The sequence below is a fragment of the Bradyrhizobium sp. CCBAU 51753 genome (assembly GCF_015291565.1).
GTDB classification, from domain to species: Bacteria; Pseudomonadota; Alphaproteobacteria; order Rhizobiales; family Xanthobacteraceae; genus Bradyrhizobium; species Bradyrhizobium ivorense.
The window spans coordinates 342,147-362,582 of record NZ_CP030037.1 but is presented as its reverse complement, the minus strand read 5'-3'; the positions used below and the strand labels follow the sequence as shown (position 1 = coordinate 362,582).

At 64.0% G+C, this 20,436-nt stretch carries 21 protein-coding genes; 9 read left to right on the top strand and 12 right to left on the bottom strand.

The features are described 5' to 3' along the window. The first annotated feature begins 54 nt into the window (after positions 1-54). The 3 genes from XH93_RS01710 to XH93_RS01700 all read left to right on the top strand — a co-directional run bounded on the left by XH93_RS01710 (position 55) and on the right by XH93_RS01700 (position 2,127). Positions 55-456 (top strand): metallopeptidase family protein, encoded by a 402-nt coding sequence (locus XH93_RS01710; RefSeq protein ID WP_194472152.1) that lies wholly within the window; start codon positions 55-57, stop codon positions 454-456. Between the two features lie 187 nt (positions 457-643). Then, the gene (gene leuD / locus XH93_RS01705; protein ID WP_194472151.1) at positions 644-1,246 is read left to right on the top strand and encodes a 3-isopropylmalate dehydratase small subunit; all 603 of its coding nucleotides are present in this window, start codon (positions 644-646) and stop codon (positions 1,244-1,246) included. Between the two features lie 92 nt (positions 1,247-1,338). Beyond that, entirely contained in the window at positions 1,339-2,127 is a 789-nt protein-coding gene (locus XH93_RS01700; protein ID WP_194472150.1) for a hypothetical protein, read from the top strand. A gap of 311 nt (positions 2,128-2,438) precedes the next feature. On the opposite strand, the gene XH93_RS01695 is transcribed toward XH93_RS01700, so the two are convergent. Further along, entirely contained in the window at positions 2,439-2,729 is a 291-nt protein-coding gene (locus XH93_RS01695; RefSeq protein WP_139857286.1) for a GYD domain-containing protein, read from the bottom strand. A 586-nt stretch (positions 2,730-3,315) separates the two neighbouring features. Beyond that, positions 3,316-4,194: a CoA ester lyase gene (locus XH93_RS01690; RefSeq protein WP_194472149.1), complete on the bottom strand. Its 879-nt coding sequence runs from the start codon at positions 4,192-4,194 to the stop codon at positions 3,316-3,318. Between the two features lie 146 nt (positions 4,195-4,340). Between XH93_RS01690 and XH93_RS01685 the strand changes: the two genes are divergently transcribed. Beyond that, positions 4,341-4,982, top strand: a complete 642-nt coding sequence (locus XH93_RS01685) for a carbonic anhydrase (RefSeq protein ID WP_139479455.1) — start codon at positions 4,341-4,343, stop codon at positions 4,980-4,982. 23 nt (positions 4,983-5,005) lie between these two features. Here the strand turns inward: XH93_RS01685 and XH93_RS01680 are convergent, their stop codons facing one another. The 3 genes from XH93_RS01680 to XH93_RS01670 all read right to left on the bottom strand — a co-directional run bounded on the left by XH93_RS01680 (position 5,006) and on the right by XH93_RS01670 (position 9,038). Next, on the bottom strand, positions 5,006-7,144 hold the full coding sequence (locus tag XH93_RS01680) for a C1 family peptidase (protein WP_194472148.1): 2,139 nt from the start codon (positions 7,142-7,144) through the stop codon (positions 5,006-5,008). 187 nt (positions 7,145-7,331) lie between these two features. Further along, positions 7,332-7,886: a TIGR00645 family protein gene (locus XH93_RS01675; RefSeq protein WP_139479457.1), complete on the bottom strand. Its 555-nt coding sequence runs from the start codon at positions 7,884-7,886 to the stop codon at positions 7,332-7,334. Positions 7,887-8,003: 117 nt separating this feature from the next. After that, the gene (locus XH93_RS01670; protein ID WP_139479458.1) at positions 8,004-9,038 is read right to left on the bottom strand and encodes an aspartate-semialdehyde dehydrogenase; all 1,035 of its coding nucleotides are present in this window, start codon (positions 9,036-9,038) and stop codon (positions 8,004-8,006) included. A 116-nt stretch (positions 9,039-9,154) separates the two neighbouring features. Here XH93_RS01670 and XH93_RS01665 point away from each other — a divergent pair, with 116 nt between their 5' ends. Together XH93_RS01665 and XH93_RS01660 are read left to right on the top strand one after the other, a co-directional pair. Further along, positions 9,155-9,955 carry a hypothetical protein gene (locus XH93_RS01665; protein WP_194472147.1) on the top strand — a complete coding sequence of 267 codons (801 nt, stop codon included), beginning with the start codon at positions 9,155-9,157 and terminating at the stop codon, positions 9,953-9,955. Between the two features lie 176 nt (positions 9,956-10,131). Next, positions 10,132-10,542, top strand: coding sequence for a hypothetical protein (locus XH93_RS01660; protein WP_194472146.1), 411 nt, complete (start codon positions 10,132-10,134; stop codon positions 10,540-10,542). A gap of 365 nt (positions 10,543-10,907) precedes the next feature. Here XH93_RS01660 and leuB read toward each other — a convergent pair whose 3' ends face one another. Then, a complete protein-coding gene (gene leuB, locus XH93_RS01655) occupies positions 10,908-12,020 on the bottom strand; it encodes a 3-isopropylmalate dehydrogenase (RefSeq protein ID WP_194472145.1) in 1,113 nt (370 codons plus the stop codon). Between the two features lie 300 nt (positions 12,021-12,320). Here leuB and XH93_RS01650 point away from each other — a divergent pair, with 300 nt between their 5' ends. Next, a complete protein-coding gene (locus XH93_RS01650) occupies positions 12,321-13,499 on the top strand; it encodes a YbfB/YjiJ family MFS transporter (RefSeq protein ID WP_194472144.1) in 1,179 nt (392 codons plus the stop codon). Between the two features lie 77 nt (positions 13,500-13,576). On the opposite strand, the gene XH93_RS01645 is transcribed toward XH93_RS01650, so the two are convergent. The 4 genes from XH93_RS01645 to XH93_RS01630 form a co-directional block, all read right to left on the bottom strand. Beyond that, complete coding sequence (locus XH93_RS01645) at positions 13,577-14,362, bottom strand: molybdopterin-dependent oxidoreductase (RefSeq protein WP_194472143.1); 786 nt, start codon at positions 14,360-14,362, stop codon at positions 13,577-13,579. Between the two features lie 15 nt (positions 14,363-14,377). Next, the gene (locus XH93_RS01640) at positions 14,378-15,010 is read right to left on the bottom strand and encodes a cytochrome b/b6 domain-containing protein (protein ID WP_194472142.1); all 633 of its coding nucleotides are present in this window, start codon (positions 15,008-15,010) and stop codon (positions 14,378-14,380) included. Positions 15,011-15,192: 182 nt separating this feature from the next. Then, positions 15,193-15,744 (bottom strand): fasciclin domain-containing protein, encoded by a 552-nt coding sequence (locus tag XH93_RS01635; RefSeq protein ID WP_139479465.1) that lies wholly within the window; start codon positions 15,742-15,744, stop codon positions 15,193-15,195. A gap of 362 nt (positions 15,745-16,106) precedes the next feature. Further along, complete coding sequence (locus XH93_RS01630) at positions 16,107-16,868, bottom strand: SDR family oxidoreductase (RefSeq protein WP_194472141.1); 762 nt, start codon at positions 16,866-16,868, stop codon at positions 16,107-16,109. Between the two features lie 87 nt (positions 16,869-16,955). Here XH93_RS01630 and XH93_RS01625 point away from each other — a divergent pair, with 87 nt between their 5' ends. Continuing rightward, a complete protein-coding gene (locus tag XH93_RS01625) occupies positions 16,956-18,485 on the top strand; it encodes a malonyl-CoA synthase (RefSeq protein WP_194472140.1) in 1,530 nt (509 codons plus the stop codon). A 24-nt stretch (positions 18,486-18,509) separates the two neighbouring features. Then, positions 18,510-19,007, top strand: coding sequence for a hypothetical protein (locus XH93_RS01620; protein ID WP_139479468.1), 498 nt, complete (start codon positions 18,510-18,512; stop codon positions 19,005-19,007). Between the two features lie 249 nt (positions 19,008-19,256). On the opposite strand, the gene XH93_RS01615 is transcribed toward XH93_RS01620, so the two are convergent. Next, entirely contained in the window at positions 19,257-20,117 is an 861-nt protein-coding gene (locus XH93_RS01615) for a sulfite exporter TauE/SafE family protein (protein WP_194472139.1), read from the bottom strand. Positions 20,118-20,122: 5 nt separating this feature from the next. After that, the gene (locus XH93_RS01610; protein WP_194472138.1) at positions 20,123-20,368 is read right to left on the bottom strand and encodes a hypothetical protein; all 246 of its coding nucleotides are present in this window, start codon (positions 20,366-20,368) and stop codon (positions 20,123-20,125) included. Positions 20,369-20,436 lie beyond the last annotated feature (68 nt).

Genomic DNA, 20,436 nt, shown 5'->3' with positions numbered 1-20,436 from the left:
CGCCGAGGTCAACTGCGCTGGCGCCACCGACGCCACTCGCGCTAAAGGAGTGTCATGTGGACCACAGCCAAAGCCCCCTCGCTGGCCGAAATGGAAGCCATGGCGCACGAGGTCTTCGAGCGCCTGCCGAAGACCTTCCGGACGCTCTGCGAAGGCCTGATCATCCGGGTCGACGATTTCCCGACCGATGAGGTGCTCGACGAGATGCAGGCCCAAAGCGAGTTCGACCTGCTCGGCCTGTTCCAGGGGGTCGGCCTGCCGCAACAGAGCTTTAGCGACGTCGCCCGGCTGCCCAACCTGGTCTGGCTCTACCGCCGGCCGATCCTGGATTACTGGGCGGAGCACGACGAGACCCTCGGCCACATCGTCCGCCACGTCCTGATCCATGAAATCGGCCACCATTTCGGCCTCTCGGACGCCGATATGGAGGCGATTGAGGCGCAGGCGGGCAACTAGAGCGTTTTCGAGCGAAGTGGACACCGGTTCGCGTGAAGAAAACGCGTCCAAAAAAGAGAGCTGGAGCTCCCGTTTCGATCTAATCGGAACGGGAGTTCCAGCCCTGCAGAAATCGCCCTTTTACCGCTGTCACATTCGCGATAGATATCCCGCCCTATCCCTCGATTTTGACCGGGAAGCTCAGGCCATGGACAAGTTCACCACGCTGGAAGGCGTCGCGGCGCCGCTGAAGATCATCAATGTCGACACCGACATGATCATTCCGAAGCAGTACCTGAAGACCATCAAGCGCACCGGCCTTGGCAAGGGGCTTTTCTCGGAACAGCGCTACAAGGACGACGGCAGCGAGAACCCGGACTTCGTGCTCAACCAGCCGGCCTATCGCAGCGCCAAGGTGCTGGTCGCCGGCGACAATTTCGGCTGCGGCTCGAGCCGCGAGCATGCACCCTGGGCGCTGCTCGACTTCGGCATCCGCTGCGTGATCTCGACCTCGTTCGGCGACATCTTCTACAACAACTGCTTCAAGAACGGCATTCTGCCGATCCGCGTCTCGCAGGAAGACCTCGACAAGCTGTTCGACGACGCCGAGCGCGGCGCCAACGCGACGCTGACCATCGACCTGCCGAACCAGGAGATCCGCGGCCCCGATGGCGGCAAGGTCAAGTTCGAGATCGACCCGTTCCGCAAGCACTGCCTGATCAACGGCCTCGACGACATCGGCCTGACGATGGAAAAGAAGAGTTCGATCGACGCCTACGAGTCCAGGCTCAAGGAACGCGCCTGGGCCTGAGGCCAGCCTTTCATCACGCCCCGGTGCCTTCAGGCGCCGGGGTTTTTCTTTGCCGATTTGCATCGCTGCAAGACTGCTGCTAGCTGGCGCCCATGCTGCCTGACATCGTCACCTTCTGGCACGGCCCGATGGATGCGCTGCGCCAGACCTGCCTGCGCTCGCAACTGGCGGCCGGCCACAAGGTCACGGTCTACAGCTTCGATCCGATTCCGGGCCTGCCCGACGGCATCGGCAACGCCGAGGCCGAGGCGGTGCTGCCGCATTCCTTCTCCGAGAAGCTGCGTCCGGCCGAGCCGGACGGCTCGTGGCGAGACTGGACCATTTTGCAGTTCAGCGACTTCTTCCGCATGAAGCTGATGGCGCAGCGCGCCGGGCTCTGGCTCGACGCCGACGTGCTGCTGCTGAAGCCGGTCGAGATCGATCCGGCAAAACCCTATTTTGCCTGGGAGCGGCCGCGGCAGCTCGGCAACTCCGTGCTGTATCTGCCGCCGCACGATCCGATCGTGCGCGCCTTCGAAGACCTGATGGAGCAGGAGGAACTCACTCCGGACTGGCTTGCGCTGCGCCATCGCCTGACATTCCTGATGCGCCAGTTGCGCCGCCGATCGAACCGCCTTGCCGACATTCGCATAGCGATCTTTGGCCCCGCAGCCCTCACCGCGCTGGCGCGCCGCGAAGGCAGGTTGCACCACGCGCTGCCGAAACGATCATTCTACGCCGTGCACGCCGAGCCGAAACTGTTCTTCGAGCCGTCGGATTATGCGCACTATCTGAACGATCCTGCCATCATCGGCCTGCACATCTCGCCGAAAGGCCGCGGCAAGGAGGCGCCGATTCCCGGCAGCCTCTATGCGTGGGCGACGGAGAAATTTGGCGCGTGACGCAGACTCCGCTGCACCCTCTCCCCTTGTGGGAGAGGGTGGCTTCGCGAAGCGAAGCCGGGTGAGGGGTCCTCTCCACACGGCGCGATCTCGCAAGCGGAAACAACCCCTCATCCGGCGCCGTAGCCGATGCAAAGCATCGACCGGCGATGATCCCTACAAGGACGACGCCTACCGGCTGTGGGCGCTCAAACAGCGCGGCAACGGCACTTGATGTCCGCCTGTCCCAGTAGCAGCTCAAAAGCAGACATGCGTCGTTAAACAAAACCCCGGCGCGAGGCCGGGGTTTGTATTTGAGAGATGAAGTTTGTTCATAAAGATGCAGCCATCTTCTTGTAGTCGTCCTCGGTAAACGCCCGACAAGTCTGCGTCCGTACAAATCCGAGGGCTGCCGTTCCCATGACGAGTTTTGCAACCACTTCGTCATTCGGTGCTTCGACAATCGACACGGCATCATACTGGCCCGTTACGAGGTAAAAGGCCTTCAATTCGGCACCAGCGGCGCGGAAACGTTCCTTTGCCGCAGCGAGGCGATTGGGCCCGTCCTTGATCGCTTCGGCTCCCTTCTGAGTGAAGTTGATTAAGGAGATATAGGTGGGCATGGGTAAGCCTCCCTTGGTCATCTCAAGAGTGAGCAGTGTTCGGCATTCCCGTTGTGGGTAACAACGAGCAAGCCGACAACACGATGCGGATGCCTGTCTTTGACTTAAATCAACATCCGTAAAATTAATCACGTGGGCTCGCGGAGCCATTCCTACTCGCGGGCCCTCCAGGGTCGGGGTGGGGGTCTCTCCAGGAGTCGTATCGCGGAAATAACCCCCACCCGGATCGCATCTGCGATGCGATCCGGCCTCCCGCGCAAGCGGAGAGGCGAAGCGAGCCCGTGGTCAAGCCCGCGCATTGCATATGCGATGGCCCTGCCCTCCAAGGGAGGGTGGAGTCAATGCCCCATCGCGGCGCATCGGCAATCGCGATCGCAGCCTCTAGGCGTGGGCAATGGAGAAACTTGGCGGGGTAGGCACCGCTGCACCCTCTCCCCTTGTGGGAGAGGGTGGCTTCGCGAAGCGAAGCCGGGTGAGGGGTTCTCTCCACACGGCGCGATCTCGCAAGCGGAAACAACCCCTCATCCGGCGCTTCGCGCCACCTTCTCCCACAAGGGGAGAAGGGAAGGATCGCCGATCGGCTGGATCAATGCCCCATTGCGGCGATTGCGTCCGCGATCGCGATCGTGCGCTTCGCCATCTCGGCGTGCAGGCGCTCGACCATGCGGCCGTCGAGCTGGATCGCGCCGCGCGAGGCGTTCTCCGGCAGTTGGAACGCGGCGATGATCTTGCGCGCCTCGGCGACCTCGGCCTCCGGCGGTGTGAAGATGGCGTTGCAGGCGTCGATGTGGCTCGGATGGATCAGCGTCTTGCCGTCGAAGCCGAGATCGCGGCCCTGCGCGCATTCCTCCGCAAAGCCGTCGATGTTGCCGATGTCGCTGTAGGGTCCGTCGAGGATTTCCAGCCCATGCGCGCGGGTCGCCAGGATGCAATGCGTGATCATCGGGATCATCGCCGCGCGGCCCGGCTTCATCCGGATCCTTGTCTCGCGCGCAATGTCGTTCGGCCCGAACACGAAGCCGGCCAGGCGCGTCTCGGAATCCTTTGAGGCCGCGGCGAGCTTGTCGGCGTCGAGCGCCGCGCGCGCGGTCTCGATCATGGCCCAGACCCGGATCGAGGCCTGGGCACCGATGTCGCTCAGGCGGTCGGCGACGGCGTTGAGATCGTCCACGGTCGAGATCTTGGGAACCAGGATGCCGTCCGGCTGCGCCTTGCCGGCCATGGTGATGTCGTCGATCCACCAGGGCGAGTCGAGCGCATTGATGCGGATCAGGATCTCGCGCTTGCCAAACCCCTTGGCGGCGACCGCCTTGGCGATCTGCTCGCGCGCCATCGCCTTGGCGTCGGGCGCAACGGAATCCTCGAGATCGAGGATGATGCCGTCCGCCGGCAGCGTGCGGGCCTTTTCCAGGGCCCGTGCATTGGATCCCGGCATGAACAGCAGGCTGCGGCGCGGACGGGTCATGGCGATCTCCTCAAGGCCTTTGGCTCGGCAAAAGTCCATTGTTTAGGCACTGATCGGGCAGCGCTTTTCAAGCCCTGCCCCTATCATTTCAGCTCCGATACCGAAAGTCTTGTTCCAGACATCTGCTTGTGGTTTAGCCGGAGGCCATGAAATCCTTTCCGAAGCGATTGATCGACGGATACCACGCTTTCGCGACGCAACGGCTGCCGACCGAACAGTCGCGCTACCGGGAACTGTCCGAACGCGGCCAGTCCCCGGAGACGATGCTGATCGGCTGCAGCGATTCCCGCGTCTCGCCGGAAGTGATCTTCGATGCCGGCCCGGGCGAATTGTTCGTGGTGCGTAACGTCGCCAATCTGGTTCCGGTCTATCAGCCCGACACCGCCGCCCACGGCGTCTCGGCCGCGCTGGAATATGCCGTGAGCGTGCTGCAGGTGAAGCACGTCGTGGTGCTCGGCCATGCCCAGTGCGGCGGCATCCGCGCTTTTGTTGACAAGATCAAGCCGCTGACACCGGGCGACTTCATCGGCAAATGGATGCAGATGTTCATCAAGCCGGGCGAGATCGTCGAGCAGCGCGAGCATGAGAGCATGCAGGACTTCGTGACCCGCATCGAGAAGGCCGCGGTGTTCCGCTCGCTCGAGAACCTGATGACATTCCCGTTCGTGCGCGACCGGGTCCAGAACGGCCAGATGCAGCTGCACGGCGCCTATTTCGGCGTCGCCGAGGGCTCGCTGTTCGTGCTCGATCAGGCCGCGAAGGAATTCCGCAGCGTCAGGAACGGCTGACGCTGCGCCTTGGCGCGGCCGCGTCAGAATCCGCGCAAATCCGTCACCGGCATGCGCAGCGTTTTCTTGCCGGTGATCAGCTTGATCGCGCGGTTGACGACCTCCAGATTGTTGTCGAACGAGCCATGGCCGGCATCGATCGTCTCGTCCTTGTCGGGCTCGTCGTTGATGGGCACTTCGGTTTCCGTGACCGACTGCAGAACGACCCCCTCGCTGTCGGCCTGCCAATCGGCAAGAATTTTTTGATAGCCCGGCATTAAGTCGGCGCCTGCGGACCATTTTGGCCACACCCTTTGCAGCCCGAGAATGGGCGTCTTGTGATCCGGCTCCAGCGCTCTTGAAACCAGATACAGCAGCGACTTCGAGTACAGCACCGGCACGCAGGGGTCGGTCAGCTCGTTGTCGTCGCTCAGCACGTCAATGAACGTGGTGGTGGGATCGGCGACCTTGTTGGCGAAAGCCTGGCCGTATTTGGCGGTGGCAAATTCGACCGTGCAGGCCGGCGCCCACAGGTGAACGGAGCTTGCCTGCAGGCTCCGCGCCTTCATCGCCGACAGGAAGTGCCCCTGCATGATGGCTCCGGCCGAGTGACCCACGAGATGAATTTCGGGCCGCTGGGCCTTGCTCAATGCACCGATCGCCGACCGCAATTCCGTGGCGGCGGTCATCAGGCCGCCGCCGCTGCGGCTGGCTCCGTCGGCGCGGTTCTTCATGTTCTCCCAGATCGCCTTGACGCCGGCGTCGCGGGCAAACACCTCGAAGGCGCGATCCTTGATCTCGTCGATCTTGCTGCGCAGCCAGCCCTTGTCGGCGCCCGCGGGGACGCCGATCTTTTCCACCGCACCCTTCAGGATGTCGGCGGCGGACTCGAAAAAGCCGGTCTGCCACACCACAAAGATCGGCATGATGTCGTTGGCCTCGAGCCACGGCCCGAGCACGCGCGCACGATCCAGCCCTTCGGAGCGGCTGTTCAATCCGCCATGCGCATAGATCGCAACATGCGAGTAGCCCCGGTCGGCCGCGGTGGCCACGCATTCCCGGACCACGCTGACGACGGCATCGTCGCCGGAGTTCGCCGCCACCAGCTCGCGCTCCGCGCGGCCATTGTGACCGATGAAAATGGTGCGATGGGCCTCCTCGCCATTGATCCACGGTGAAACCGCGCTGGTGTCCTTGGCGACGTCGTCGCGCTGCATCGACCGCGCGCGCATCCGTTCGTCGAGCGACAGATCCGTGCGCATCTTCGGACTGCGAAACGGGCTGGCGGTCTGGGGCTTGGCTCCCTTTTTGGGCTTGACCGAGGGAAACGACACCTCCATCGGAGCCCCGAGCGCCAGCGCCCAAGCGTCTGTGCCATGGCGGGTCCAGTCTTCGTAGGGCAGGACGGCGAAGCCGTGAAAGCCCCAGTCCGGCCCCCAGGAATTCTGCACGATGAATCCTCTGGACGTGTAGCCGACCATCGCAAATGCATGCCCGCCGACGTCATTCGGCTTGTTGGGGGGACCGATCAGGGCGTCGCCGATGGATTTGCGGTTGTTTCCGACCCGAACCCAGCCGTCATGCACGTCGGCGGACACGTAGATCGCATGCGTCTCGTAGATCGCCGACTGCATGTCGACGATCGACTTGCCGTCGATGCGAAAATAGGCGCCGAGCGGCGTCTGAGGCGCACTGGCGTCCCATCCCTCGCGTGGAAGGCCTGGCTTGTTGCGCTTCTCCAGGTACGGCCAGTACTGCTCGGCACAGACGCCGTGCTTGTGAAATCCCTTCATGGCGCCGCGGCAGCTCGAACCTTCGTAGTCCTCCCCCTTCCATTCATCGTAGAGGCGGGCGTTCTGGTAGAGCATCCGCGCGCTGACCCGTCCGTCGGGCTTGGGAGCCGGCTTCTCGCCACCTTCGATCGCCGTGGCGTTTGCCAACTCCCATCGCAGGTAATTCACCACTCCCGCGAGGCCAAAGCCGGTGCAGGATCCCTCGTCTCCCTGGTCGAGGACCATGTCGGATGCGCGGTAGATCGGAAACCATTCTTCAATCAGCTGATCGCTTGGATATTTCATTGGCAGGCTGACGAGCCGTGCGCGATAGGGCAGGTCGCGAAAATCGATGCGATCGGGGCGCGCGTCGAATGTCCGGGTGCCGTTGAAAAGAGTTTTGGTCGGCATGTGCTCACCATGAAATCTGGATTTCTGAAAATGGAGGCCGGACGCAGGCGCGAAGCCGGCCGGGCACAATTCTGGCGTGCACTTCCTTAGGTTGCAACAGCAGTCAGCACGTCGCCCGCGACACGAGCGCGCAGGGGGCGTTGTCAGGGAAAGTCAGGGATGGCGCGCCGGCGACGCCGACGGGCGGCTATTCGCCGCCGTGATGGCCGCTGCCCCAGCGGTCGGAGATCGCGAGCATGAAGGACGAGACCACGAACGCGAGGTGCACGCCGACCAGCCAGGCGAGCTTGCCCGGATCGAACGCGGTGTCGAGGTTCATGAACGCCTTGAGCACCTGAATGGCCGAGATCGCGACGATCGACGCCAGCAGCTTCTGCTTCAGCCCGCCGAAATCGACCTTGGTCATCCAGTCCGGCCAGTCCGGATGCCCCGCCGGATCGATCTTCGAGACAAAATTCTCGTAGCCGGAAAACACCACGATCAGGATCAGATTGCCGGTCAGCGAGATGTCGATCAGCGAGAGCACGCCGAGGATGATGTCGGATTCCTTGGCGTCCGGCACATGCAGGAGGAAGTGCCACAGCTCCAGGCAGAACTTGAGCAGCAGCGCCGCGAGGCTGATGACGAGGCCGAAATAGAACGGCGCCATCAGCCAGCGGCTGTTGAAGAGCAGGCTCTCGAAGCCGTTCTCGACGCGCTTCAGCGTCGGATTGGGCCGGTAGGTCGCCGGTTCTTCCGCCATGGCACGCACTTCCTGACGCCGAGATCTCGCGTTCTACTGCTTTTGTTTGAGCATGATCTTTCCGGAAAACCGCTTCGCACTTTGCGCTAACGCGGCCCTCCGGGTCCGGATCATGCTCTAGGCCGCCTTCTTCTTGGCGGTGATCAGCTTGCGGTTGATCAGGACTTCGGCGATCTGCACGGCGTTGAGCGCCGCGCCCTTGCGCAGGTTGTCCGACACGCACCAGAACGACAGGCCGTTCTCCACGGTCGCGTCCTCGCGAATGCGGCTGATATAGGTGGCGTCCTCGCCGGCCGCCTCATAGGGCGTGACGTAGCCGCCCGGCTCGTGCTTGTCGATCACGAGACAGCCCGGCGCGTTGCGCAGGATGTTGCGCGCCTCGTCCGGGGTGATCGGGTTGGCGAACTCGACATTGACGGCTTCGGAGTGGCCGACGAACACCGGCACGCGCACGCAGGTGGCGGTGAGCTTGATCTTGGGATCAAGAATCTTCTTGGTCTCCGCCATCATCTTCCACTCTTCCTTGGTGTAGCCGTCTTCCATGAAGACGTCGATGTGCGGGATGACGTTGAAGGCGATGCGCTTGGGGAATTTCTTGTTGACCAGCTCGTCATTGGTGTAGACGGCCTTGGTCTGCGAGAACAGTTCGTCCATCGCATCCTTGCCGGCGCCGGACACCGATTGATAGGTCGAGACCACGACGCGGGTGATCGTCGCCTTGTCGTGCAGCGGCTTCAGCGCGACGACCAGCTGCGCGGTCGAGCAGTTCGGATTGGCAATGATGTTCTTCTTGGTGAAGCCGGCGGTCGCATCGGCGTTCACCTCGGGCACGATCAGCGGCACGTCCGGGTCCATGCGCCAGGCCGACGAATTGTCGATCACGACGGCGCCGGCGGCGCCGATCTTCGGCGACCATTCCTTGGAGACTGCGCCACCGGCCGACATCAGGCAGATGTCGACGTCGGAGAAATCATAGTGCTCGAGCGCCTTCACCTTGAGCGTGCGGTCGCCATAGGAGACCTCGATGCCGACGCTGCGGCGCGAGGCCAGCACCACGACCTCGTCGGCGGGGAATTTGCGCTCGTCGAGAATGTTGAGCATTTCGCGCCCGACATTGCCGGTCGCTCCGACCACCGCGACTTTGTAACCCATCGTTCACTCTCCGACGAAAAATGCCCGTTCCCCCGCTGGCAGCGGAAAGGGAAGAGGCAGCGCTTCTATGCGAGAAACCCCGTCAAGACAACGTTGCGTAGCTTTTGAGCGTTTTGATGCGTCCGTTTCGGGCCGTTCCGGCCGCACCCCATCATACGAGAATTCCGTCGGCGCTGACGAGTTTCGTCGACGAGGTCTACGCCACGCTGTCGCGGCTGTTCGCCTATGCCGCCGCGCTGGCGCTGTTCGGCGGGCTCGGCGTCCATCTATGGCGGCAGCTCCCCGACGCAACCGCGATGGCGCCTATACCCGCAGCCGCCGCGCATTGGAGCCCGGCCGCCCGCGCGGCCCCGGCCTTCGCCATCAGCAGGCTCGATCCCCGAGACAAAACAGAGACTTACGAAGTCCTCCGGCACCCCCTGGGCGGCCGCAAGGACATCTTCCGCTGGGCCGAGGCCGAAGGCGCGCCGGCGGCCGAGCTCGAGATCTACCGTCCGGGCGAGGAGGCCATGGGCCCCGCGGTCACCGAGATTGCCGGACGCCTCGACCCGAGCGGCGTGCGCGAGCTCGAGGCCGCCGGCATCATCGACAGCAAGTTTGGCAGCGTTACGCTGCTGCGCCCGGCACGGCGGGACGACGACCGCGCCTGCCTCGGCTTTCTCAAGCAGATCGACGCGCCGGACCTGCGGATCTCCGGCTGGACCTGCCAGGGCGCCAGCCTGCCGGCCCAGCGCGCCGCGATCGGCTGCATGCTGAACCGGCTGACCCTGCTGACGTCAGGCAGCGATCGGCGACTGGCCGAGCTGTTCGCGCACGCCGAGCTGAAGCGCACCGGCTGTGCCGCCTCCGGCCCGCCCGCCCTGTCGTCCGACTGGGTGCTGGGCAGCGAGAACCCGAGGCTGCGCGGCGGCCTTTGATGGCGAGACCGTGGCAAGGTACTGGTTTTCATGAAACTTTCGCGCTTCTCGCCGCATTATGTCTGCCGGTGTGGCGCAATTGACCTAGTGGCGGCGGGCGGCCGCCACTACAATATGTTCCCAGTGACTTTGGCGAACGCGCCAGCCCCGGACGGGGCCGCAATGACGAGGATGCGATGACCTTGAAATTCCCTGCCGCGAACAAGCTCGTGGTGTTGCTTGCCGCGGCTGCCGTCACCGCAACCGCCTTCGGCATGAGCGCGGCCAACGCGCAGAGCCCGAGCAAGCGCAAGCAACAGCAGCAGGACCAGTACGACCGCGACGGCCGCCGCTATTACGGCGCGCAGGGTCCGAACCGCGTCTACCAGCAGGGCCCGCGCACCCGCGTCTACGTCACCACGCGCTCCTGGCTCGACGCCGGCACCGAAGTGCTGCCCGGCGACCGCAAGTTCAACGACTACGCCTATCCGCCGGACGTCGGCTATCCCTCGTTCGCGCGCGAGAACAAGAACCAGCCGATCGACCGCCAGCCGCTCAGCCCGCCCGGCGATCTCGGCGGCTATCCGCGGACCTTCCCGCTGTATTGAGACATCAGGCGATCTGCCGACGCGAAAATGGCCGGGCTTGCCCGGCCATTTTTGTTTTGGGGGTCATTCCGGGATGGTGCGCGAGCACCAGACCCGGAATCTCCCGAACAATCCGACGAGCCGCGCGCGTAAGGGAGCCACCAGCGGCAGGGTTCCCTCCCCCCTTGCGGGGGAGGGTTAGGGAGAGGGGTGCCACACGACGTGCTCTCTCTATTGCCTTGCGCGCGAGCAAGACTGCGAAGGCGGTGATCTGATCGATCGTCTCGCCCGGGGCTTACCCCTCTCCCCAGCCCTCCCCCGCAAGGGGGGAGGGAGCCCTGCCAGCTTGCTCACCTCACGCCGGCAACAGAAAGCCCGGCGTAACCCTACGCGTGCAGCTTCTGCAACTCCTTCAGGATCGCCTCGCCCATCTGCGTGGTGCTGGCGGCCGTCGCGCCTTCCGATTTGATGTCGGCGGTGCGCAGGCCGCTGGCGAGCACCGCTGCGATCGCGGCGTCGACCTTGTCGGCGAGTTCGCCCATGTCGAAGGAGTAGCGCAGCGCCATGCCGAACGAGGAGATCATCGCGATCGGATTGGCGAGGCCCTTGCCGGCGATATCAGGCGCCGAGCCGTGCACCGGCTCGAACAGGGAGCGGCGCTTTTTGGTCTTGGCATCGACCTCGCCGAGCGAGGCCGACGGCAGCATGCCGAGCGAGCCGGTCAGCATCGCCGCGATGTCGGACAGCATGTCGCCGAACAGATTGTCGGTGACGATGACGTCGAACTGCTTCGGCGCCTTCACCAGGTTCATGCCGCCGGAATCGGCGAGCTGATGCTCCAGCGTAACGTCCTTGTATTCGCGCGCGTGCACGGCGGTCATGACCTCGTTCCAGAGCACGCCGGACTTCATGACGTTGCGCTTCTCCATCGACGTCACCTTGTTGCGGCGCTTGCGCGCCAGGTCGAAGGCGACGCGGCCGATGCGCTCGATCTCGTAGGTGTCGTAGACCTGGGTGTCGACCGCGCGCTTCTGGCCGTTGCCGAGATCGGTGATGGTCTTCGGCTCGCCGAAATAGACGCCGCCGGTGAGCTCGCGCACGATCATGATGTCGAGGCCCTCGACCGCCTCGCGCTTGAGGCTGGAGGCATCCGCCAGCGCCGGGTAGCACACTGCCGGGCGCAGATTGGCGAACAGGCCGAGATCCTTGCGCAGCCGCAGCAGGCCGGCCTCGGGCCGAACCTCATAGGGAACGCTGTCCCACTTCGGACCGCCGACCGCGCCGAAGATGATGGCGTCGGCCGCGGTCGCCTTGGCCATGTCAGCTTCCGAGATCGACACCTTGTGGGCGTCATAGGCGGCGCCGCCGACCAGGCCCTGCTCGGTCTCGAATTTTGCGATCCCCTGCGCGTTCAGCCAGTCGATCAGGCGCTGCACCTCGGCCATCACTTCGGGGCCGATGCCGTCGCCGGGGAGAAGCAGCAATTTATGGGTCGCCATGGTCGTTACCTCGAGATAGCTGTTTTGCCGTCAAAGCCCGGGCATAACGCGCGCGGGAAATCCGGCGCGAGTGCTAAAACGCCCGGCATCGATTGGCAAGGCACCCCAACGCAGGGCCGAAACGGCTCTCACCCGGCTGTTCCTGGTGCTGTCGCCCATGATGCTGCACGGCGAGCCGGTGGTCTGGCGGGCGCGGGCGCTCGTCGCCCGATTGCCTGATCTGCAAGACACCGTTGCGGCCTGAGGCGCTGGGCAGGGCCGTCGCGGGCTGCCACAATGGCTGACTTGCCGGAGTGATTTGTGCGAGCCCCTGCCCCGTCCTACCCGCATCCTGCGCGGCTGATCCTGATCCTGTCGCTGGCGCCGACCGTCGGTCTCGGCATCGGCCGCTTTGCCTATTCGCTGGTGCTGCCCGACATGCGGGACTCGCTGGCCTGGTCCTATTCGGCCGCCGGCTTCATGAACACGATCAATGCCGCCGGCTATCTGGCCGGTGCGTTGTTTGCCTCGCGCCTGATCCAGCGCTTTGGGCTCGCCACATCGGTGCGCTGGTCGACGCTGGCCTGCGTGCTGTCGCTGGCGCTGTGCGCCGTCTCGGGCAATTTCGTGGTGCTGAGCTTTGCCCGCTTGCTGGCCGGCTTCGCCGCGGCGATCGGCTTCGTCGGCGGCGGCGCGCTGGCGGCGACCATCGCGCAGTCGCGCCCCGAGCGCGCCAACTTCCTGATCAGCCTGTTCTATGCCGGCCCGGGCATCGGCATTTTGGCATCCGGCCTGGTCGCCCCCTTCGTGCTGCAGGGTTTTGGCGCGGGCTCATGGTGGATCGTGTGGTGGGCGATGACCCTGCTGTCGGCCATCATGACCGTGCCGCTGCTGCTGGCGCCGTTCCATGCCGGTCCCGCTGCCGGCGGCATCGTGAGAACGAAATTCGCGGTCATGCCCGTGCTGATCTATCTCACCGGCTACTTCCTGTTCGGCGCCGGCTACATCGCCTACATGACCTTCATGATCGCCTATGTCCGCGACGGCGGCGGCGGCGCGGTGGCGCAGAGCGCGTTCTGGAGCCTGATCGGCGTCAGCGCCTTCGTCACGCCCTGGGTCTGGCGCCGCGTGCTGGCGCTCAACCGCGGCGGGCTCGCCACCACCATCATTCTCGGCGTCAACGCGCTCGGCGCGGCGCTGCCGATCTTCGGCCACGCGCCGCTGCTGCTGGCGATCTCGGCCTTGGTGTTCGGCGTCGCCTTCTTCGCCGTGGTCGGCTCGACCACCGCCTTCGTGCGCTACAACTATCCGCCGGAATCCTGGCCGACCGCCATTGCCGCGATGACGATCGCCTTCGGCATCGGCCAGACGCTGGGCCCGATCGTGGTCGGCGCCATCACCGACGCGGTCGGCAGCCTGTCGTTTGCGCTGAATGTCTCGGCTGCGATGCTGGCGCTGGGGGCACTGCTGTCGGCGTTTCAGCGGAAGGTGGGTCCGTAGCTGGCGAATAGCGAATAGCGAGTGGCGAATAGCCGGAGCCAACCCGGCTCTCAATTCGCTATTCCCTATTCGCCTCCTCAGCTCCCGCTGAACGAATTATACCCCTGGTCTTCCCAGTAGCCGCCCTTGTACTCGTTGGTGACTTCCATCGAGATCACGTATTTCGGGTTCTTGAAGCCGAGCTTGGTCGGCACCCGGATCTTCATCGGATAGCCATAGGCGCGCGGCAAAATCTCGTCGGCGAATTTGAACGACATCTGGGTCTGCGGATGCAGCGCGCTCGGCATATCCAGCGGCGAATTGTAGCCGTCCTTGTCGGCGCACTGGAACCAGACGTATTTCGCCCGCGTGTCGGCGCCGACCAGCTTGAGGAAGTCGCGCAGCGGCGTGCCGGTCCAGCTGCCGATCGCGCTCCAGCCCTCGACGCAGATGTGGCGCGTCACCTGCTTGACCTGCGGCAGTTGATAGAGCTCGTCCAGCGTCCAGGATTTCTTGTTCTCGACCAGCCCGCGGACCTCCAGCTTCCACTCCTTGCCATCGATGTCAGGCGCGTCGTCGACATCGTAGTAGCCGTTGAACGGGAACGGCTTTGTGATCATGCTCTCCGGGAAGGTCGGCGCCAGCGCATTCGGATTGAACATCCAGGCCTGCACCGCATCGTTGAACTTCGAGACCTGCTTCAGCATGTCCTCCGCCGAGGACGAATCGATCACGTCGCAGCCGGTCAGCAGCGTTAGCGAACCGAGGCTCGCGCCCATGGTGATGAAGCGGCGGCGCGTCAGGTCCGGCATCACCTTCACGGCGTCGCGGACCAAGAGCTTCTTGTCGACGCCGGGGATCAGCAATTTGCGGAGACGACCCATGGTGAATCTCCTTTCTCAGCGACCGATGATCATGGCGCGCAGGCTCTTCGGCACCAGCACCGCGAGCGCGACATGGATCACGAGGAATGCGACGATCAGCGCCATGCAGGTGAAATGGACATAGCGCGCGAAGTCATAGCCGCCGAACAGCGTCACCAGCCAATGCAATTGCACCGGCTTCCACATCGACAGGCCGGACAGCACGATGACGACGCCGACCACGATGATGCCGGCATAGAGCAGCTTCTGCACCGAATTGTATTTGCTGAGATCGGCGTGCGACAGCTTGAAGGTCAGCGCCGCCTTGGTGTCGGAGATCACGCCGCCGGGGGTGATCGGCAGCAGCTTCTTGCGGAAGCGGCCGGTGGCAAGACCGAGCGCCAAATAGATCAGGCCGTTGACCATCAACAGCCACATCGCGGCGAAGTGCCACAGCAGCGCGCCGCCGAGCCAGCCGCCCAGCGTGATGCTGCGCGAGAAGCTGAAGTTGAACAGCGGCGAGGCGTTATAGATCTGCCAGCCCGACATGATCATCAGGATCATCGCAAACGCATTGATCCAGTGCAGCACGCGGACCCAGGCGGGCTGGATCGCCTTCGTTGGCTTTGCGGTGTCTGCATGGTCGTCGCTAACGGCGAGGCTCGACATGGGATTTCTCTGCTCGGGTCGTTACAGGTCTATTCGCCGGGAAGTAGGGTTCCGTTACACGATCGCAGGTGATCATTTTAGTCCACGGCCGCCTTTGGCGGTCACAAAAATGCGAGCCGGGTGCAGGCCCCGGCTCGCCGTTTTCGCGCGCCCCGTCGGGGACTAAACAGGGCGGTGAGGTGTTACGTCGCCGGCATCAGCACGGTGTCGACGACATGGATAACGCCGTTCGACTGGTTGACGTTCGAGATCGTCACCATCGAAGTGCCGCCCTTGGCGTCGACGATCCAGACCTTGCCGTCCTGCTTCTTCACGGTGAGTTCCTCGCCCTCGGCGGTCTTCAGCTTCTTGCCGTCGGTGAGGTCGGAGGCCTCGAGCTTGCCGGGCACCACATGGTAAGTGAGGATCTTGGTCAGCGTTCCCTTGTTCTCGGGCTTGACCAGATTGTCGACGGTTCCGGCCGGCAGCTTGCCGAACGCGGCGTTGGTCGGCGCGAACACCGTGAACGGGCCCTTGCCTTCCAGCGTGTTGACCAGGCCCGCGGCCTTCACCGCGGCGACCAGGGTGGTGTGGTCCTTGGAATTGACGGCGTTCTGGATGATGTTCTTGGACGGGAACATCGCGGCGCCGCCGACCATCACGGTCTTCTCCTCGGCGCGAGCGGGCGCAATGACGGTGGCAGTGATCGCGAGCGCGCTGAAGGCGGCAGCGAGAATGGCAATACGCTTCGACATGGTGTCGTCTCCCAATGGGTCAGCTGTCCGGCGGCTCTGCGCCGGTGATGAAGGGGCAACAACGGCGCGGGTTGTTGGTGAGTGCGTCGTCGTTGGCCCGAGCTACGGGAGGTTTTCCGGGCGGTTTCCGGAAATAATTCTTTGTGATTTCTGAAACCGGTGAGGATGCATTGCGTACATCTCGCCGCCATGAGCACGCGGCGTGCACCTCCCCTTGAAAAGGGGGAGGTCGCTTTGCTCGCCAGAGCAAAGCGGGTGGGGATCTGCTCTCTCGGCAGAGAGCGTCGCCTGTGGCTTGACCCCCATCCCGACCTTCCCCCTTTCAGGGGGAAGGAGAAGAGAGATCATCGCCCGTCGACGGCCTAATCCCGGTTCGCCGGGGTCTGGATGAAACCGCGGTTGTGGGTCGGGCTGATCAGGATCTCGTTCATGCAGACCCGCGCGGGCATGCTGGCGACGAAGGCGATGGTGCGGCCGCAATCCTCGGGCTGCAGCATCCTGGCCTGCTCGGCCTCGCTCGGCACCACCGGCCGCAGCTTCAGGATCGGCGTTGCCACCTCGCCCGGCGACAGGCAGCAGGCGCGCAGGCCGTTGACGCATTCGTCCATGTTGAAGGAATGGGTCAGCGCCAGCACCGCGTGCTTGGTCGTGGTGTAAGCCGGGCCGGGCATCTTCGAGACGTGGCGGCCGGCCCAGGAGGCGACGTTGATGATGCAGCCGTCCTGCTGCTTGCGCATCGTCGGCAGCACCGCGCGCATGCAGTAGAGCACGCCGTTGAGGTTGATCTCGACCAGTTTGTCCCAGCCTTCCAGCTCCATGTCGGCCCAACTGCGCTTCGGCACGTTGATGCCGGCGCTGTTGACCAGGAGATCGATGCGGCCGTGCTTGGCGACGATCGCCTCCGCCGCCTTGTTGACGTCGGCCTTGTTGCTGACATCCAGCGGGATCGCCTCGGCCTTGCCGCCCTTCTTGGTGATGTTGCCGACCACGCGGTCGAGCTCTTCCTTGCGGCGGCCGGAGACCACGACTGTCCAGCCGTCCGCGGCGAGGAACTCGGCCCCGGATTCGCCGATCCCGGTGCCGCCGCCGGTCACCCAGGCCACGCGTTTCCCATTGTTTGTCATGCAATCTGTCTCCGTTGCTTTCCGAAGGGCGTTTTTGCTAATCCAGCCTGACTCTTACCGGCTCTTTCGCCCCTTACGGGATGTTGCATGAACACGACCGCCAACGCCAACCTGTTTTCCCGCCTGTTCGACGGCCTCGACGACCCCGATCGGCTGGCGATCGAGCAACTCGACGGCAGCCGCATCTCCTATGGCGACCTGATCGCGCGCGCCGGCCAGATGGCGAATGTGCTGGTGAGCCGCGGGGTGAAGCCGGGGGATCGAGTCGCGGCGCAGACCGAGAAATCGGTCTCCGGCCTCGTGCTGTATCTCGCCACCGTGCGCGCCGGCGGCGTTTATTTGCCGCTCAATACCGCCTATACGCTCAACGAGCTCGAATATTTCATCACCGACGCCGAGCCGACGGTGGTGGTCTGCGATCCCTCGAAGCTGGAGGGCATCAAGGCGATCGCCGCCAAGGTCGGCGCGAAAGTCGAGACGCTCGATCCGACCGGCAAGGGCTCGCTGACCGAAGCCGCCGACAAGGCGCCCACGGATTTTGCCACGGTGCCGCGCGGCAATGACGACCTCGCCGCGATCCTCTACACGTCCGGCACCACAGGCCGTTCCAAGGGCGCGATGCTGTCGCACGACAATCTGGCGTCGAATTCCTACTCGCTGGTCGACTACTGGCGCTTCACCGACAAGGACGTGCTGATCCACGCGCTGCCGATCTATCATACCCACGGCCTGTTCGTGGCGAGCAACGTCACGCTGTTCGCGCGCGCCTCGATGATCTTCCTGCCGAAATTCGATCCGGACCTGATCATCAAGCTGATGGCGCGCGCAACCGTGATGATGGGCGTGCCGACCTTCTACACCCGCCTGCTGCAAAATCCCGGCCTCAACAAGGACGCGACCAGGCACATGCGGCTGTTCATCTCGGGCTCCGCGCCGCTGCTCGCCGACACCCACCGCGAATGGTCTGATCGCACCGGCCACGCCGTGCTGGAGCGCTACGGCATGACCGAAACCAACATGAACACGAGCAACCCCTATGACGGCGACCGCGTGCCCGGCGCGGTCGGCTTCGCGCTGCCCGGCGTCTCCGTGCGCGTCACCGACCCGGAGACCGGCAAGCCGCTTGCGCCGGAGACCATCGGCATGATCGAAGTCAAGGGCCCGAACGTATTCAAGGGCTACTGGCGGATGCCGGAAAAGACCAAAGCCGAATTCCGCGGCGACGGATTCTTCATCACCGGCGACCTCGGCAAGATCGACGACAGGGGCTATGTCCACATCCTCGGCCGCGGCAAGGACCTCGTGATCTCGGGCGGCTTCAACGTCTATCCGAAGGAGATCGAGAGCGAAATTGACGCCATGCCCGGTGTGATCGAGTCGGCCGTGATCGGCGTGCCGCATGCCGATTTCGGCGAGGGCGTCACCGCGGTCGTGGTCCGCAGCAAGGGCGCCGATGTCAGCGAAGCCTCGGTGCTGCGGGCGCTCGACGGGCGGCTGGCCAAGTTCAAGATGCCGAAGCGCGTGTTCGTGGTCGACGAACTGCCGCGCAACGCGATGGGCAAGGTGCAGAAGAATATCTTGCGGGATAGGTATAAGGATATCTATTCGAAGGCGTGAGAATAGGGACATTGTGGAGGGGCAATGAACCAACAGCAAGCATCCAAGATCAACGATCACCTGCTTGATGCATTGGCGGCGATGCAAGATGCCGAGATGGCGATTGCAGGCCTTGGTAAAGCAGAGCGGCTCAACTTCGATCGCTCGCTTGCAGAAGTCATCGCAGATTTTCAGCAGAAGCTGCTTGAGCCGATCTACAGGCAGTATCCTGATCTGGAGCCGCCATTAATCGATGAAGAACCTCCCGAAGTGTGTAGCGAGCTCGCTTGGGACGAGGTGAAACTACCTTCACATGTGACCGAGAGCCGGCTCGACGAGATCATCTTCTCGCTGTTGACGCCGCGCTGGCAAAAGGTCGCAACGGTTTTGAGCCGAGGCGTGAAGCGCTGCGAAGCATTGGGATTGCCGAACGTCGATCACATGATGGCAGCACGTCTGCGATTCCTCTCCGAGGCTGACCTAATCGAAGGTATCGGCGATTTGCGGATGTGGGGGCATAGTGAAGTACGATTAAAGGACTAGATCTGTAGCCCGGATGGAGCGAAGCGAAATCCGGGAGCGGTCGATAGCCGGCGCGACCTTCGCATTTTTCTTCCCCTTCCCCCTGAAAGGGAAAGATCGGGATGGGGGTCAGCCGCAGGCGACGCTGCAAGCGGAGTGAGCAGATCCCCACCCGCTTTGCTCTAACGAGCAAAGCGACCTCCCCTTTTCAAGGGGAGGTTAACAAATGGACCGGTCCCGGATTGCGCTTCGCTGCATCCGGGCTGCGGGCTACGCGCCATTCAACAGGCTGATTACGAACCGTCCGCCGACGATGAAGAGATACGCCCCGAACGCCATCTCCAGCGCGCGCTTCGACAGCGCGTGCGCGACCTTGACGCCGAGCGGCGCGGTGACCAGCGTGGTCGGCATCACCAGCAGCGCGCCGATCAGCGAGACGTAGCCGAGCGCAAACGGCAGTTGCAGCGCGGCGATGTCGGGAAAGCGCGCCGCGGCCGGCCAGCCGGCATAGACATAGCCGAGCGCGCCGGGGATCGAGATCAGCACCGCGAGCGCCGATGAGGTCGCGACCGCCTGGTGGATCGGCCGGCCGTAGAAGGTCATCAGGAGGTTGGCGAACAGGCCGCCACCGATCCCCATCAGCGTCGACAGCAGGCCGACGAAGAAGCCGTAGACGCGCATCAGAACGCCTTTCGGCATCTCGTCGCCGAGCTTCCAGGTGTCGCGCGCCAGCAGCAGCCGCGCGGCGGCCGACCACGCCACCATCACGAACACGATCTTGAACAGCCGCTCCGGCGCGAAGCGCGCGGTGACGCTGCCCGCCGCAACGCCGAGCAGGATCGGCAGCCACCAGCGCTTGAGAATCGTCATGTCGACCGCACCGCGGCGATAATGGGCGCGGAACGAGCTCAGCGAGGTCGGGATGATGATCGCGAGCGAAGTGCCGATGCAGAGCGGCATCCGCACCCCGAGCGGGACGCCGGCGAGGCGGAAGCACTCGTAAAACACCGGCACCAGGATGGCGCCGCCGCCGATCCCGAACAGGCCGGCGAGAAAGCCGGACAGCGCGCCGACCGCAACCAGCAACAGCGCAAGCTCGACCAGCTCGGCGACATCAAGTCCAGCAACCATTCAATTCATTCCCGCTCGGGCCCGCCTGCGTCGGCGCGATCCGCCAACCACGACATGACCATCGCCGCCACCGGGGCAGCGCCCGCGATCAAGGCAAAGCTGAGTGAGGCCGAGTGCGCTGCGCCCTGCAGCAGCAGCGCCAGCACGTCGATTAGCAATCCGGCGCAAGAGAAGACAAGCAGGTTGGCCGGCCCGTCGATGCTTGCGCGGCGGCGTTCGATGGAATCGGGGTGACTGGAAATCGAGGCCATTGCCGGCTCCTCGGATCATTGAGAACGGCAGGCTAGACCCTTCTCCTTTTCGGGAGTATCACTGCAGT

Bases quoted from the DNA above. Each gene is read 5' to 3' on its own strand.
- XH93_RS01710 (WP_194472152.1), top strand. From the start codon at position 55: ATGTGGACCACAGCCAAAGCCCCCTCGCTGGCCGAAATGGAAGCCATG.
- leuD (WP_194472151.1), top strand. From the start codon at position 644: ATGGACAAGTTCACCACGCTGGAAGGCGTCGCGGCGCCGCTGAAGATC.
- XH93_RS01700 (WP_194472150.1), top strand. From the start codon at position 1,339: ATGCTGCCTGACATCGTCACCTTCTGGCACGGCCCGATGGATGCGCTG.
- XH93_RS01695 (WP_139857286.1), bottom strand. From the start codon at position 2,729: ATGCCCACCTATATCTCCTTAATCAACTTCACTCAGAAGGGAGCCGAA.
- XH93_RS01690 (WP_194472149.1), bottom strand. From the start codon at position 4,194: ATGACCCGTCCGCGCCGCAGCCTGCTGTTCATGCCGGGATCCAATGCA.
- XH93_RS01685 (WP_139479455.1), top strand. From the start codon at position 4,341: ATGAAATCCTTTCCGAAGCGATTGATCGACGGATACCACGCTTTCGCG.
- XH93_RS01680 (WP_194472148.1), bottom strand. From the start codon at position 7,144: ATGCCGACCAAAACTCTTTTCAACGGCACCCGGACATTCGACGCGCGC.
- XH93_RS01675 (WP_139479457.1), bottom strand. From the start codon at position 7,886: ATGGCGGAAGAACCGGCGACCTACCGGCCCAATCCGACGCTGAAGCGC.
- XH93_RS01670 (WP_139479458.1), bottom strand. From the start codon at position 9,038: ATGGGTTACAAAGTCGCGGTGGTCGGAGCGACCGGCAATGTCGGGCGC.
- XH93_RS01665 (WP_194472147.1), top strand. From the start codon at position 9,155: ATGCGTCCGTTTCGGGCCGTTCCGGCCGCACCCCATCATACGAGAATT.
- XH93_RS01660 (WP_194472146.1), top strand. From the start codon at position 10,132: ATGACCTTGAAATTCCCTGCCGCGAACAAGCTCGTGGTGTTGCTTGCC.
- leuB (WP_194472145.1), bottom strand. From the start codon at position 12,020: ATGGCGACCCATAAATTGCTGCTTCTCCCCGGCGACGGCATCGGCCCC.
- XH93_RS01645 (WP_194472143.1), bottom strand. From the start codon at position 14,362: ATGGGTCGTCTCCGCAAATTGCTGATCCCCGGCGTCGACAAGAAGCTC.
- XH93_RS01640 (WP_194472142.1), bottom strand. From the start codon at position 15,010: ATGTCGAGCCTCGCCGTTAGCGACGACCATGCAGACACCGCAAAGCCA.
- XH93_RS01635 (WP_139479465.1), bottom strand. From the start codon at position 15,744: ATGTCGAAGCGTATTGCCATTCTCGCTGCCGCCTTCAGCGCGCTCGCG.
- XH93_RS01630 (WP_194472141.1), bottom strand. From the start codon at position 16,868: ATGACAAACAATGGGAAACGCGTGGCCTGGGTGACCGGCGGCGGCACC.
- XH93_RS01625 (WP_194472140.1), top strand. From the start codon at position 16,956: ATGAACACGACCGCCAACGCCAACCTGTTTTCCCGCCTGTTCGACGGC.
- XH93_RS01620 (WP_139479468.1), top strand. From the start codon at position 18,510: ATGAACCAACAGCAAGCATCCAAGATCAACGATCACCTGCTTGATGCA.
- XH93_RS01615 (WP_194472139.1), bottom strand. From the start codon at position 20,117: ATGGTTGCTGGACTTGATGTCGCCGAGCTGGTCGAGCTTGCGCTGTTG.
- XH93_RS01610 (WP_194472138.1), bottom strand. From the start codon at position 20,368: ATGGCCTCGATTTCCAGTCACCCCGATTCCATCGAACGCCGCCGCGCA.